Here is a 12196-nt window from a genome sequence, read left to right as displayed (position 1 = left end):
GGTTGGATCCTCGGCCCAGTCGACATTTGCGCGCCGCAGTATTTCGCGCAACGCGGCCCGCCGTGTACCGAGCAGCGGTCTGACGATCCAGGTTTGCCAATCATAGAGGGTGGCCGGCGCCATGCCGGCAAGGCCGCGCCCTTCTTCTCGTGGACCTTCGTCACGTGCTTGCCGCATCAGCACGGTCTCGGCCTGGTCGTCGGCCGTGTGGCCGGTCAGGATCAGGCCGATGCCCTCCCCCTTGGCGGCCTCGGCCAGCAGCCGGTAGCGTGCCGCGCGCGCGGCGGCGGGCAGGCCGCTCGACGGCTTCGGCCCCGACCAGACCAGAATGCGATGCGCAATGCCGCGTTCGGCGCAGAGCCGGGCCACCGTTTGAGCCTCTATCGCCGCATCCGGCCGCAGGCCGTGATCGATCGTCACCGCCAGCAGTTTCGTTGCGGGCGCGGTACGGTCGAGATGATCTTTGAGGAGGAGAAGGAGGGCGGTCGAATCGCTGCCGCCGGACACGGCTGCAACAGCGCCGTTGGAAAAGTCGATCTCAGAAAAAAGGCGTTCCGGAAGGTAAGGCTCGGCGTCCAGCGTCAGCACGCGGCCAGCGCCCTTTCCTGCTTGACGCGTTCCTTGAGTGCGCCCGAGATGTCGGGATAGCGCTTGCCGATCTCGCCGAAGGTGGCGCAGGCCACGTCGCGCTGGTTCAATCCGACCAGCGACACGCCGAGCTTCAGCAGCATGTCTGGCGCCTTCTTGGCCTTCGGATAGTCCTTGCTGGCGGCAAGGAACGTCTCGGCCGCATCGCGGTATTTCTGCTGGCCTAGCAGCGATTCACCCAGCCAATAATGCGCGTCCGCGGCCTTGGCGTCCTTGGGGAAACGGGCGATATGGTCGCGAAACCCCTGTTCGGCGGTGCTGTAGTCGCCGGACAGGATGAACTGGTAGGAGTTGCGGTAGAGCTCCTCCGGGTCGTTGGTCGAGGGCAGCGCCGCAACCACTGTGCCGTCGGACGTGCCGGTCTTTGCACCGGCAGCCGGGGCGCCGGTCGCCGGCGCGGCAGACTCAGCCGGAGCCGTCGCCTGCGTGGTGCCGTCGGCGTTGACCACATTGCCGTTCTTGTCGACGGTGATGGTGCCGAACGTCTTCGGCGGTGCGCCGGTCACCACCTTGCCGGGATCGCCCGTGGGCGATTCGACGATGACCTCTCCGCCGCTTTGGCCACCGGCGGGCGGCGCAACCGCGTCGGCCGGTGCCTGCGTCGCCGGGGCTTCGGCAACACTGCTGTCGGTGTTGTTGTCCTGAGGGGCGGCCTGCGACTTCTTCTGCTCGGCCGGCTGCTGCGCGCCTTGCGAACCGCCTTCCAACTGCTGGAAGCGGAATTCGTTATCTTCCTGCTGTTTGCGGATCTGTTCCTGCATCTGCAGGATCTGGAAATTGAGTTCCTCGATCTTGCCATTCATCTGCCGGAGTTGGTCGTCCAGTCCGGTGACGCCAGCGCCATTCTGTTGCGCGATCTGCTGCTGCTCCGGCTTCTTCTTGTCGCCGAAAATGCCGAGCGTCGGCAGTTGGAAGGAGAACCCGCTGTCTGCTGGCTGCCCGGTGCTGCTTGCCCCGGTGCCGCTAGCAAATGCGGCGATGCTTGATACGAGCAGCAGCGTCAGCGTGCCGCTCAAGACCGATCTGAAATGCATGTGCCTCTCGCCGTGAAAATCGTTAGCCTTTTGCGCCCTTCGGTCGGAATGGGACCAAGCGCTCTCGGCTCTTAGCAGGGCGCGAGACTTCGGCCAAATTTTGTTTCGGAAGGTCACATATGAAAAAGGCGGCCAGATGGCCGCCTTTCGCATCGATGTGTGGCATTTCTGCCGACTACAGCGCCACGCGTCCCCTGACGCACAAAGGACGCTGTAGAACTTCTGAACCTAGGAGCCCGCGCCGCCGAGCGTGGTAACGGCGCGGCGGTTCTGCGACCAGCAGGAGATGTCGTCGCAGACCGCGACCGGACGCTCCTTGCCGTAGGAGATTGTCTTCAGGCGGCTGGCCGAAACGCCCCGGGCGGCGAGGAAGTCGCGGGTGGCGGCGGCGCGGCGGGCACCGAGCGCCAGATTGTATTCGCGCGTGCCGCGCTCGTCGGCATGGCCTTCGATGACGATGGCGTACTGCTTGTACTGGTTCAGCCACTGCGCCTGGCGCGAAAGCGTCGTCTGCGCATCGGCGCGGATCGAGGACGAATCGGTGTCGAAGAAGATGCGGTCGCCGATGTTGACGGTGAAGTCCTGGGCCGACCCGGGCGTTGCCGCGCCGGCGCCGTTGAGGCCGAGATCGGCGGCGCTGTTCGGCGTCTTCTTCGAGGCGCAACCGGTGATCGCGAGCATCGCGACGAGCGCGATCATGACCGGGTTTGTGGTAAATGCTGCGATACGGCCCATGCCGCCTCTCCTTCGCAATTCGAGTGATTTCGTTGATCACCCAGTAACCACGTTTGGGTTAACCGGCATTCAAGAAACACGGTTAAGATTTGGTTTCGGCCACCCGTCCGCAGCCGAAATTGTCGAGCGCCACAATGGTCGCGGACCGTAGGCGGAAATGCGGCCGAAACGCGACTTTGGCGTGAAAAAGGCCCCAAAAACAGGGCTTTTGAGGCACTGTTGCCAGATTGCAACGAAGCGAGCGGATGCTCGGCCGAAAAACCAGCTTGATCATTCCAGCAGCGGCGACCAGGCCGGGTCCGAGGCGAAGTTCGCCGTCGGGATCGACTGTTCATTGCGGCCGGTGAGATCGACCGAAATGAGCTTCGGCCCACCGGCTGAATCCCGGAAGAACATCAGCACGCGGCCGTTGGGCGCCCAGGTCGGCCCCTCCTGCTGGAAGCCGGAGGACAGGATGCGCTCGCCCGAACCGTCGGTCTTCATGACGCCGATCTGGAATTCGCCGCCGGTCTGCTTGGTGAAGGCGATGAGGTCGCCGCGCGGCGACCACACCGGCGTCGAATAGACGCCGTCGCCGAAGGAGATGCGGGTCTGGCCGGAACCGTCGGCGCCCATCGAATAGATCTGCGCGCGGCCGCCGCGATCGGACGTGAACACCACCTTACTGCCGTCCGGCGAATAGGACGGCGAGGTGTCGATAGCCGTCGAATTGGTCAATCTGGTGGTCGAGCGGCTTCGCAGATCCATGGCGAAGATGTTGGAATTGCCGTCGTCGCGCAGCAGGCTCATGATCACCTTCTGGCCGTCGGGCGAAAAGCGCGGCGCAAAGGTCATGCCGGGGAAATTGCCGACCAGTTCACGCTGCCCGGTCTCGATCTGCAGGAGATAGACCCGCGGCTGGCCGCTTTCATAGGACATATAGGTGATTTCCTGCCGGTTCGGCGAGAAACGCGGCGTCAGCACGATCGACTTGCCATTCGAGAGATAGCGGACGTTGGCGCCGTCCTGGTCCATGATTGCGAGCCGCTTCTTGCGCGCGTTCTTCGCCCCCGATTCGTCGATGAAGACGACGCGTGTATCGAAATAGCCCTTCTCGCCGGTCAGCCGCTCATAGATGGCGTCGGCGATGATATGAGCCACGCGCCGCTGATTGGCATCGTTGGCGAAGAACTGTTCGCCGGACATCTGCTGGCCGGCGAAAGTGTCCCAAAGCCGGTATTGGGCGCGGATGCGGCCGTCGGCCTCCTTGGTGACGCTGCCAGTGACCAGCGCCTGCGCGTTGATCACCTTCCAGTCGTCGAAGCGCGGTGTCGCATCCGGACTGGAGATCTTCTCGATGAAGGCGCTCTTGTCGATCGGCGCGAACAGGCCGGAGCGTTTCAGGTCGGCGCTGACGATGCCGGAAATCTCCGGACCCAGCGCATCCCCGGACTGGAAATCGGTGATGGCGATCGGCAGCGGCTCGACATTGCCCTTGTTGACGTTGAGCTCAACCAGCGCATACGCCGGCAAGGTGGCGGCAGCGGTCATGCCCAGCGCCATCGCAGCGATCGTCAGGAGCGGTTTGAGAATGGATTTCATATCTTCTCGCTTCTCTTCTTGATTGTGTGTGGACGCCCTGGCCTAGAGGCCAAGCATCTCCCTTGGGTCGAACGTGACCCGGATGTCGGACCAGATGTCTTGCTTGCCGGCCGGAACTTGCAGGCCGGCCAGATCGCATTTCTGAACCGCGCGCACGGCACTTTCGTCGAACGGTCGGCTGCCGCTCGATTTTTCGACGGCCGGCCGGCCGGTCAGCTTGCCGGAGGCGTCCAGGTTGAACCGGACCACGACGACGAAATTCTCCGAACCCTCAAGCCCGACCGGAAGGGTCCAGCAACCGCCGAGCTGAGACTCCAATGCTCCTTGCTCCGACCTGGAAAGCTTCTGGCCCTGGTCCTTCTCGCCGCCGAGCGAGGACTGCTGGGTCGAGCGCTTGGCGCCGCCGCCGGACGGCTTCTGCTTGTCGAGGAGAGCGGAAATCTCATCGGCATTGAACTGCTTGTCGTCCGATTTCGGCCTGGACGAAGCTTCCTTGACCGGCTTGTCGGCGTCCTTGCGGTCCGGCGCCTTGGCGCTTTCGGCCTGGGCAGGCTGCGGCTTCGGGCGAGCTTCAGGCGCAGGCGCGGAGTCTGGCAGCTGCGTCTCCTCGGTCGGCGGCTCCTGGGCAATGGCCTCGGCCACCGCATCGGGCTTGACCTCGGGCTTCGGTTCGATCGCGGCGGTCTTGTCCTGCTGCGGGGCAGGTGTCGGTTCCTTGGCCGGCGTCGGCTTGGGATCCGCCTGCTTGACCGGCTCGGGCTTGACCTCTTCCTTCGGCTGCGGCACCGGCGCCACCTCCGTCGCCGGAACCGGCTTCGGCTGTTCCTTCGGCTTCGGCACGTCCTCCGGCTTCGGCTTTTCGACCGGAGTCGGCGCAGGCGGCGGCGCTTCCGCCAGATCGACTGGCTTCGGCTTGGCCTCGTCCGTTATCGGCTTGTCGGTATCGACGCTGTTTTCGCCGATTTTCTGGGCATCGGGAACGATATCCGGTCGCTTGGTCGGCGTCGGTGCCGGCTTCTCGCGCATCACCGCCTTCTTGTCGCCCTGCAGGACCTGCGCCATCGCCTCCATCGGCACGATATCGACCGATACCGATTCAGCGTCGGACGCAGGCATGGCAGGCGGTGAGGACAACGTGAAGAGGCCGAAGGCCAGCGCCACCGTATGCAAGATCACCGATGTGGTGAGGCCGGTCCTCATCTTGCGTCTATTGATCCTGTTCCTGCAGTGAAACCAGGCCGATGTTCTTGTAACCGGCGGCCGAAATACGGGCCATCACCTTCATGGCGGTGCCATAGTCCGTCAATTTGTCACCGCGGATGAAGATGCGCTCATCGTAGCCGGTCTTCGAAATCGCCTGCAGCTTTGCTACCAGTTCCTCGATCGGGATCTCGGTTTCCTGGAGATAGATCTGGCCGGTGGAGTTGATCGAAACGGTGATCGGCTGCGTGTCGACATTCATCGCCTTGGCCTGCGTGTCCGGTAGATCGATCGGCACACCGACCGTCAGCAGGGGCGCCGCCACCATGAAGATGATCAACAGCACCAGCATCACGTCGACCATCGGCGTGACGTTGATTTCCGATATCAGCGCGTGATGGCGGCCGCGCCGCCTGTGGCCGCGCCCGCCGCGCCCCGCCATGCCTACGGACATACCCATCTCGTTACTCCTCAGGCCTTGGGCGCTACTTTTTCATCGATTTGGCGCGAGAGTATGGCGGAGAACTCGTCGGCGAAGCCCTCCATGCGCACGGCGATCTTGTTCGCGTCCGATGACAGCTTGTTGTAGGCGATGACGGCCGGGATGGCCGCGAGCAGGCCGATGGCCGTGGCCAGCAGCGCTTCGGCAATGCCGGGCGCGACCACCGACAGGCTGGTGTTCTTGGAGGCGGCGATCGCCTGGAACGAGGTCATGATGCCGATGACCGTGCCGAACAGGCCGATGAAGGGCGCGGCCGAGCCTGTGGTGGCGAGGAAGCCGAGGCGGCCTTCCAGCCGCTCCATCTCGCGGGTCAGCGCCAGGTCCATTGCCTTGTCGATGCGGGTCTGCAAGCCGAGCGGCGATTTGGCGCCCTTCTCGAAGCTCTTCTTCCATTCGCGCATGGCGGCGACGAAGATAGCGCCCATGCCAGTGGTCTTGCGGTCGGCGAGCGTTCGGTACAGCTCCTCCAGCGACTGTCCCGACCAGAACACCTGCTCGAAGCGGTTGAGCGCCAGCCGCATGCGGGCATAGGCGACGAGCTTGTCGACGATGATCGCCCAGGTCCAGATCGAGGCGCAAAGCAGGCCGATCATGACCAGCTTGACCACCCAGCCGGCCTGCATGAACAGCGCCCAAATCGACAAATGCGCGCCCGGTTCGGCGAGTGCGATGTTTTCCATGGTTACGTCCTTAAGAATTTTCCGGGCATCGCTGGCGGCTGGCCCATGGGCATCCCTTGTGGTCCGTGCGCCAAAGCTCGCGGAACAACCCCAAATGCACCGTTGGCGGCCTTTTCGGGGCAAATATTGGTGAAAGGAAGGCGCGCGGATTCTTCCAATCTTCACCAATCTCTTCATGAACCGTTATGGTTAAGGATGGGTTAGGACGCATGGCGCGGCGCATTGCCGCGCCTCCGGCACCCGTCGCCGGATCTGCCAGCGCCTTCCCTCATGCCGGGACGAGAGTTCTAGCCTGCCGCTCGGGGCATGAAGGCCGCGACCCATTCCTTCGGGAAACGTCTTGGCCGGCCGTTCTCGCCGATGATCGCCGCCTCGACCCGCGCCTCGACCAGCACCTCGCCGCCGCGCTTCAGCTGCTGCGCCATGAAGATGCGCGCCCCGGAAATCTCCTCGGTGCGCGTATCGATGGTCAGGATGTCGTCCATGCGGGCGGGCGAGCGGAAATCGATCTCCATGCGCCGTACCACCCAGACTATCTTCTCGCCATGCTTGCCGTCGGCAAGCTCGGTATGATGGACGCCGGCGAGCCTGAGATAGTCGGAACGGCCGCGTTCGAAGAATTCGAGATAGCGCGCATGGTAGACGACGCCGGAGAAATCGGTGTCGGCGTAATAGACCCGCGCCATCAGCCGGTGGCCGAATTCCGTCAGCGCGCCGGAAAGTCCGGCGGACAGCGCCGCCGATTCACCATGATCGTCCATCGCGCTTTCCTTTTTGGCCCTGACCGGGCACCTGTTTGTGGGCGCAGGAACCCGATGGCACTGTTGACGGCGATGATCAAGACCTTGATGGCAGGGCTGCTTATGCTCGTCGCGCTGGCGCTACCCGGTCAGGCCGCGACCTTTTCGATGAAGCGCGGCCTCAACCTCGACCAGTGGACGACATGGCCCGGCGAGGACAAATGGGGCGACCGGCAGGCCATATTGCCCTATCCGGAATGGCGAAAATTCCTCAAGGATGATGACCTCAAGGCGCTGAAGAGCGCTGGCTTCGACTTCCTGCGCATGCCGGTCGATCCGTCACCGTTCCTGTCCGGCGAGACGCTGGCGCTGCGCGACGAGCTCTACGCCAGCGTGCTGGACTCGGTCCGCACGGTCAATCGCGCCGGCTTGAAGGTGGTCGTCGACATGCATCTGATCCCGGCCGGCAGCAGCCGCAAGATCGGCATGGGCCAGGTGATGGACGACCCCAAGACCTTCGACGCCTATGTCGAAATGGTGCGTAAAATGGCGCGCACGCTGGCCGCGGAAGACCCGACAAAGGTCGCCTTCGAGCCGATGAACGAGCCGATCGTCGACTGCGACAGCGACGGCACCAGCCTGTGGCCGCAGCGTCAGCAAAAACTGTTCGCGGCGGCGCGTGCGTCGGCGACGAGGCTGACCCTGATCCTGACCGGCGCCTGCTACTCCAATGCGGCATCGCTGGCCAGGATCGATCCGAAGGCGATCCCGGACGACAATGTCATCTGGACCTTCCATTCCTACGATCCGTTCCTGCTCACCCATCAGGGCGCGACCTGGGCCGGCGATTTCATCCCCTATGTCACCGGCCTGCCCTATCCGCTCACCGCCGTGCCGCGTGCTGAACTCGACGCGACGCTCGACACGATCCGCGCCCGGATCAAGGCCGAGGCGCCATGGGCGCGCCAGAACGGCCTGCTCGCCTACCTTGATGAACAAATCGCCAGTATGGACACGAACGAAAAGCTGCTCGCTGTCGTGGACGCGCCGTTCAAGACAGTCGAAGCCTGGGCGAAGGCCAATGGCATAAAACCCGAAAACATCACGCTCGGCGAATTCGGCATGATCCGCCAGGAATACGGCAATGCCTATGTGATGCCGGGCCAATACCGCGCCGCCTATGTCAAGGACATGATCGCGCGCGCCGAAGCGCACGGCTTTTCATGGTCGGTGTGGAGCTATGGCGGCGCCTTCGGCATCGTCGACGCCTTCAACCGCGACAAGGCCGAGCCGGATGTGATGGAAGCGATCAAGTCGCTTCATTGAAGCGGTTCACGCTGAACCCAGTTCGATCGAAAGAATCTCCGGACGCATCCCGAAACGCACCGGCAGGATGCTGAACCCGAGCCCTCCGGACACGATCAGGTTGCGGTTCTCCTCCACGACATGGCCATAGGCGAAGCGGTTGCCGAACCGGGATGGAACGACCGGAGAATAGCCGAACAGCCTAACCTGCCCGCCATGGGTATGGCCGGAAAGCGTCAGCGATATGCGTGACGGCACTTTCGGGAATATGTCGGGCTCGTGCGCGAGCAGGATGACGGGAGCCTCATCGCTCACCTTTGCCAGCGTGCCTTCGAGATCGTCCAATCCCTTGAATCGACTGCGGCCCCAGGCTTTGCCTGGTCGCAATGCTAGCTGATCCGCCAGCCCGGCGACCCAGAAGCCATGCCCGTCCTTTTCCAGGCGCACGACATCGTTTTCCAGCACCGGGATACCAGCGCTTTCGATCGCCTTGCGCGCCAGCGTTGGCCCCATTCCGGCCCTTTGCGCCGAAAGATCTTCCCACCAATCGTGATTGCCAAGGATCGCCCACACGCCGAGCGGGGCCTTCAGCCCTGACAAAGCTGGTGCCCATTCCGACGCATCCACCCAGTCCGACACCAAGCGTGTCCCGGCGGTGTAGTCACCAAGCAGAACAATCAGATCCGGCTGCAACGCGTTCGCCTGTTGGGCGAGCGAAGCGATCCTTTCAGGCGTCATCCACGGCCGGCAGGCATGGATGTCGGCAAGGGCGACGACCCGCAGCCGCAGGCCTGCCGGCCAGTTTGGCGGCGTCAGCGAATAGCGCTTCACATGGGTCAAAAGCATCGGCTCGATACCGACCGCATAGGCGCCGAGCGACACCATCGAAAAGAACGAACCACCGACGAGGCGCAGGAAACCACGTCTGGAGATCATCGGTCAGCTCCGGCTGTTCCAGGGACCGGCGGTCCCGCAGGGCGAGGCTTGGCGTTAAATCCGCGCCGGCACGCTGACCGAGATAAGCAGATTTTGCGCAGGGACTAAGCAGGAAGCCGGGACCTTACTGCTCTTCCTGGAACAGGCTGATCTGCTGCTGCGCCAGATCCTTCGGCGCGTCGAGGCCGAGATGCCGCCAGGCATTGGCGGTCAGGACGCGGCCGCGTGGCGTGCGCTGGATGAAGCCCTGCTGGATCAGATAGGGTTCGATGATGTCCTCGATGGCGTCGCGCGGCTCGGAAAGCCCCGCCGCGATGGTCTCGATGCCGACCGGCCCGCCGCCGAAATTGCGGGCGATCATCGAGAGATAACGGCGGTCGAGCGCGTCGAGCCCGAGCGCGTCGACCTCCAGCCGTGTCAGCGCTTCATCGGCAATCCTGCGATCGACATGTCCGTCACCAGCGACGGAAGCGAAGTCGCGCACGCGGCGCAAGAGCCGCCCGGCGATGCGCGGCGTGCCGCGTGCCCGCTGCGCGATCTCCAGCGCGCCGTCGTCGCCGAGCGGCATTTGCAGGATGCGGGCGCCGCGCCGCACGATCTGCTCAAGCTCCTCGACCGAGTAGAAGTTGAGCCGCACCGGAATGCCGAACCGGTCGCGCAGCGGATTGGTGAGCAGCCCAAGCCGCGTCGTGGCGGCAACCAGGGTAAAGCGAGCGAGATCGATCTTGACCGAACGCGCCGCCGGCCCCTCGCCGATGATCAGGTCGAGCTGGAAATCCTCCATCGCCGGATAGAGGATTTCCTCAACCGCCGGATTGAGCCGGTGGATCTCGTCAATGAACAGGACGTCGCGGTCTTCGAGGTTGGTGAGGAGTGCTGCCAGATCGCCGGCCTTGGCGATGACCGGGCCGGAGGTCGAGCGGAAATTGACGCCGAGCTCGCGCGCCATGATCTGCGCCAGCGTTGTCTTGCCGAGGCCCGGCGGCCCGACGAACAGCACATGGTCGAGCGCCTCGCCGCGCCCCTTTGCGGCATCGACGAAGACCTTGAGATTGGCCCGCACCGCCGCCTGGCCGACAAACTCGCCAAGCGTCTGCGGACGCAAGGTCTGCTCGGCATCCTCGCCGCGCTTGTCGGGGGCAATGAGGCGGGGCGAAAGGCTCATGCGGCACCCTCTTGTCCACGCGGCTCATCATCGGCAACATGGCGGCCAACCCTATCCCTCACAGCGGAGTCGATTTCCTCCAGCGCTGCGGCACCGCCCGGCGGATCACCCAGAAATCCGGCGAGATCGGCAAAGTCGAGGTTGCGCGGCATTCCGATCAGATGGCCGTCCAAGACCGTCCAGGCGATCGTGTCGCCGGTCTTGAGCGAAAGCGCGTTGCGAACATCCTTTGGAATTGTGATCTGCCCTCCAGAAGAGAGGCTGGCATATGCGCCCGCATTCCTGCTCTTGGCAAATTTCACCGCGCCAGCTCCTTCAGCCCGAAGCGGATAAGCTTCGAGGCATCCGGGTTCTCGCCCGCCGCCTTCAGCGCCGCTGCCACCGCATTGGCGGCGATGTCGCGCGAATAGCCGAGATTGACCAGCGCCGAGACGGCATCGGTGATCGGCGCCGGCGCCACCCCCTCGCCAAGTTCCTGCTTCAGGCCGATGGTACCGGAGGCAGCGCCGGCATAGGCCGGCGCCTTGTTCTTCAATTCGGTGACGATGCGCTCGGCCACCTTCTTGCCGACGCCAGGCGCGCGGCTGACCATGGCGATATCGCGCAACGCAATCGCGTTGGCGAGGTCGGCCGGCGTCATCGTCGACAGCACCGCCAGCGCCACCTTGGCGCCGACGCCCTGCACATTGTTCAATAGGAGCCGGAACCATTCGCGTTCCAGTACAGACTGGAAGCCGTAGAGCCTGATCATGTCCTCGCGCACATAGGTCTCGATGAACAGCGCCACCGCCTCGCCGGGTGCGGGCAACGCCGCCAGCGTGCGCGCCGAACAGTAAGCGACATAGCCGACGCCATGCACGTCGACGAGACAGAAATCCTCATCGACCTCATCCAGCGTCCCCTTGAGCTTGCCTATCATTTGAGCTTGCCGATCATGCCAGAGCCTTCATGGGTGGGTTTCCGGAGAGATGATATCGAGGTCCGGAAAGTAGCCTCGATAGCGCACGGCGTCGCGCGTCAGCAGACGATGTCCGGCAACAACCGCGTGGGCTCCAATGAAGAAATCGGGCAGGGTTCGTTCGCGAAGACCGCCAGCGCGACGGTATTGGGAGTGGGCGATGCCGGCAAGGAACGCCGCCTCCCAGGGCAGAAGTTCGCGATCCATCTTGAGCGTTTCAACCGCCTTGCGAAGTGCCGCTTCCGTCGTCAGCGGTGCGAGTTCCGACCAGACGATCGTGTTGATAACCAATGCGCCGTCGCGCCGGCACGCGGCGATGACTGATGCCGACCACTTCGTCTGCCGCCCGGCTGGCCCCCAGACGTCGATCAGGACATTTGTGTCAACCAACGTCGAGATCTTCACGGGAGCCCCTCAGCCACTCCATATACTCGTCCGTCGTCATGCCACCCAAATCCAGTGTCCCGGCCAGCCGGTCGAGCGCCTGGCTGAACCGATGAGAAGCCTCTTCTTCGGAAATGTTTTCGTTGACGGCCACGACCCGGGCGCCATCGTCGTCGGCCACGAACTCAACTTCGGAGCCCGGGCCGATACCCAGATGGTCCCGTATTTCCTTGGGAATGGTCACTTGCCCCTTGGTTGTCACGCGCATGGTAATACCTCGTAGGTATTACTTACTGCCAGATGGAGAACAAGTCAAGAACGAACCTAT

The 12196-nt window shown here is 63.6% G+C and carries 15 protein-coding genes; 1 reads left to right on the top strand and 14 read right to left on the bottom strand.

Annotated features, from left to right (window positions below; all coding sequences use genetic code 11):
- The 8 genes from tilS to ybgC form a co-directional block, all read right to left on the bottom strand.
- Window positions 1-588, bottom strand: a 588-nt coding sequence (gene tilS, locus MESS2_RS08570; RefSeq protein ID WP_040592530.1) for a tRNA lysidine(34) synthetase TilS, incomplete at its 3' end; no start/stop codon positions are given.
- Window positions 582-1682 carry a tol-pal system protein YbgF gene (ybgF, locus tag MESS2_RS08565; protein WP_008873784.1) on the bottom strand — a complete coding sequence of 367 codons (1101 nt, stop codon included), beginning with the start codon at window positions 1680-1682 and terminating at the stop codon, window positions 582-584. The genes ybgF and tilS, both read right to left, overlap by 7 nt.
- 228 nt (window positions 1683-1910) lie before the next feature.
- The gene (gene pal, locus MESS2_RS08560) at window positions 1911-2417 is read right to left on the bottom strand and encodes a peptidoglycan-associated lipoprotein Pal (RefSeq protein WP_008873783.1); all 507 of its coding nucleotides are present in this window, start codon (window positions 2415-2417) and stop codon (window positions 1911-1913) included.
- A 270-nt stretch (window positions 2418-2687) separates the two neighbouring features.
- The gene (gene tolB / locus MESS2_RS08550) at window positions 2688-3998 is read right to left on the bottom strand and encodes a Tol-Pal system beta propeller repeat protein TolB (RefSeq protein WP_008873782.1); all 1311 of its coding nucleotides are present in this window, start codon (window positions 3996-3998) and stop codon (window positions 2688-2690) included.
- Window positions 3999-4040: 42 nt separating this feature from the next.
- Window positions 4041-5198, bottom strand: coding sequence for a cell envelope integrity protein TolA (gene tolA, locus MESS2_RS08545; RefSeq protein WP_008873781.1), 1158 nt, complete (start codon window positions 5196-5198; stop codon window positions 4041-4043).
- A 7-nt stretch (window positions 5199-5205) separates the two neighbouring features.
- Complete coding sequence (gene tolR / locus MESS2_RS08540; protein ID WP_040592528.1) at window positions 5206-5658, bottom strand: protein TolR; 453 nt, start codon at window positions 5656-5658, stop codon at window positions 5206-5208.
- Between the two features lie 11 nt (window positions 5659-5669).
- Window positions 5670-6380, bottom strand: a complete 711-nt coding sequence (gene tolQ / locus MESS2_RS08535; protein ID WP_006327716.1) for a protein TolQ — start codon at window positions 6378-6380, stop codon at window positions 5670-5672.
- A 287-nt stretch (window positions 6381-6667) separates the two neighbouring features.
- Window positions 6668-7141, bottom strand: coding sequence for a tol-pal system-associated acyl-CoA thioesterase (gene ybgC / locus MESS2_RS08530; RefSeq protein ID WP_008873779.1), 474 nt, complete (start codon window positions 7139-7141; stop codon window positions 6668-6670).
- A 54-nt stretch (window positions 7142-7195) separates the two neighbouring features.
- On the opposite strand from ybgC, the gene MESS2_RS08525 reads away from it, so the two are divergent.
- On the top strand, window positions 7196-8446 hold the full coding sequence (locus MESS2_RS08525; protein WP_008873778.1) for a glycoside hydrolase family 5 protein: 1251 nt from the start codon (window positions 7196-7198) through the stop codon (window positions 8444-8446).
- A 6-nt stretch (window positions 8447-8452) separates the two neighbouring features.
- Here the strand turns inward: MESS2_RS08525 and MESS2_RS08520 are convergent, their stop codons facing one another.
- The 6 genes from MESS2_RS08520 to MESS2_RS08495 form a co-directional block, all read right to left on the bottom strand.
- Entirely contained in the window at window positions 8453-9361 is a 909-nt protein-coding gene (locus MESS2_RS08520) for a metallophosphoesterase (protein WP_008873777.1), read from the bottom strand.
- A 124-nt stretch (window positions 9362-9485) separates the two neighbouring features.
- Window positions 9486-10526 (bottom strand): Holliday junction branch migration DNA helicase RuvB, encoded by a 1041-nt coding sequence (gene ruvB / locus MESS2_RS08515; protein WP_008873776.1) that lies wholly within the window; start codon window positions 10524-10526, stop codon window positions 9486-9488.
- The gene (locus tag MESS2_RS08510) at window positions 10523-10828 is read right to left on the bottom strand and encodes an AbrB/MazE/SpoVT family DNA-binding domain-containing protein (RefSeq protein ID WP_008873775.1); all 306 of its coding nucleotides are present in this window, start codon (window positions 10826-10828) and stop codon (window positions 10523-10525) included. The genes ruvB and MESS2_RS08510 overlap by 4 nt, the downstream gene beginning before the upstream one ends.
- Window positions 10825-11445 carry a Holliday junction branch migration protein RuvA gene (ruvA, locus tag MESS2_RS08505; protein WP_008873774.1) on the bottom strand — a complete coding sequence of 207 codons (621 nt, stop codon included), beginning with the start codon at window positions 11443-11445 and terminating at the stop codon, window positions 10825-10827. The genes MESS2_RS08510 and ruvA overlap by 4 nt, the downstream gene beginning before the upstream one ends.
- 27 nt (window positions 11446-11472) lie before the next feature.
- Entirely contained in the window at window positions 11473-11889 is a 417-nt protein-coding gene (locus tag MESS2_RS08500) for a type II toxin-antitoxin system VapC family toxin (RefSeq protein ID WP_008873773.1), read from the bottom strand.
- Complete coding sequence (locus tag MESS2_RS08495) at window positions 11867-12136, bottom strand: AbrB/MazE/SpoVT family DNA-binding domain-containing protein (protein ID WP_008873772.1); 270 nt, start codon at window positions 12134-12136, stop codon at window positions 11867-11869. The genes MESS2_RS08500 and MESS2_RS08495 overlap by 23 nt, the downstream gene beginning before the upstream one ends.
- Window positions 12137-12196 lie beyond the last annotated feature (60 nt).

The sequence above is a fragment of the Mesorhizobium metallidurans STM 2683 genome (assembly GCF_000350085.1).
GTDB classification, from domain to species: Bacteria; Pseudomonadota; Alphaproteobacteria; order Rhizobiales; family Rhizobiaceae; genus Mesorhizobium; species Mesorhizobium metallidurans.
Note: the sequence above shows the minus strand (reverse complement) of the source record. Positions and strands in the feature narration are given on the sequence as shown.

Excerpts from the sequence above, each read along its gene's own strand:
- ruvB (WP_008873776.1), bottom strand. The coding sequence starts at position 10,526 with ATGAGCCTTTCGCCCCGCCTCATTGCCCCCGACAAGCGCGGCGAGGAT.
- tolR (WP_040592528.1), bottom strand. The coding sequence starts at position 5,658 with ATGGGTATGTCCGTAGGCATGGCGGGGCGCGGCGGGCGCGGCCACAGG.
- pal (WP_008873783.1), bottom strand. The coding sequence starts at position 2,417 with ATGGGCCGTATCGCAGCATTTACCACAAACCCGGTCATGATCGCGCTC.
- MESS2_RS08520 (WP_008873777.1), bottom strand. The coding sequence starts at position 9,361 with ATGATCTCCAGACGTGGTTTCCTGCGCCTCGTCGGTGGTTCGTTCTTT.
- ruvA (WP_008873774.1), bottom strand. The coding sequence starts at position 11,445 with ATGATAGGCAAGCTCAAGGGGACGCTGGATGAGGTCGATGAGGATTTC.
- ybgF (WP_008873784.1), bottom strand. The coding sequence starts at position 1,682 with ATGCATTTCAGATCGGTCTTGAGCGGCACGCTGACGCTGCTGCTCGTA.
- tolQ (WP_006327716.1), bottom strand. The coding sequence starts at position 6,380 with ATGGAAAACATCGCACTCGCCGAACCGGGCGCGCATTTGTCGATTTGG.
- tolB (WP_008873782.1), bottom strand. The coding sequence starts at position 3,998 with ATGAAATCCATTCTCAAACCGCTCCTGACGATCGCTGCGATGGCGCTG.
- MESS2_RS08495 (WP_008873772.1), bottom strand. The coding sequence starts at position 12,136 with ATGCGCGTGACAACCAAGGGGCAAGTGACCATTCCCAAGGAAATACGG.
- tolA (WP_008873781.1), bottom strand. The coding sequence starts at position 5,198 with ATGAGGACCGGCCTCACCACATCGGTGATCTTGCATACGGTGGCGCTG.
- MESS2_RS08525 (WP_008873778.1), top strand. The coding sequence starts at position 7,196 with ATGGCACTGTTGACGGCGATGATCAAGACCTTGATGGCAGGGCTGCTT.
- ybgC (WP_008873779.1), bottom strand. The coding sequence starts at position 7,141 with ATGGACGATCATGGTGAATCGGCGGCGCTGTCCGCCGGACTTTCCGGC.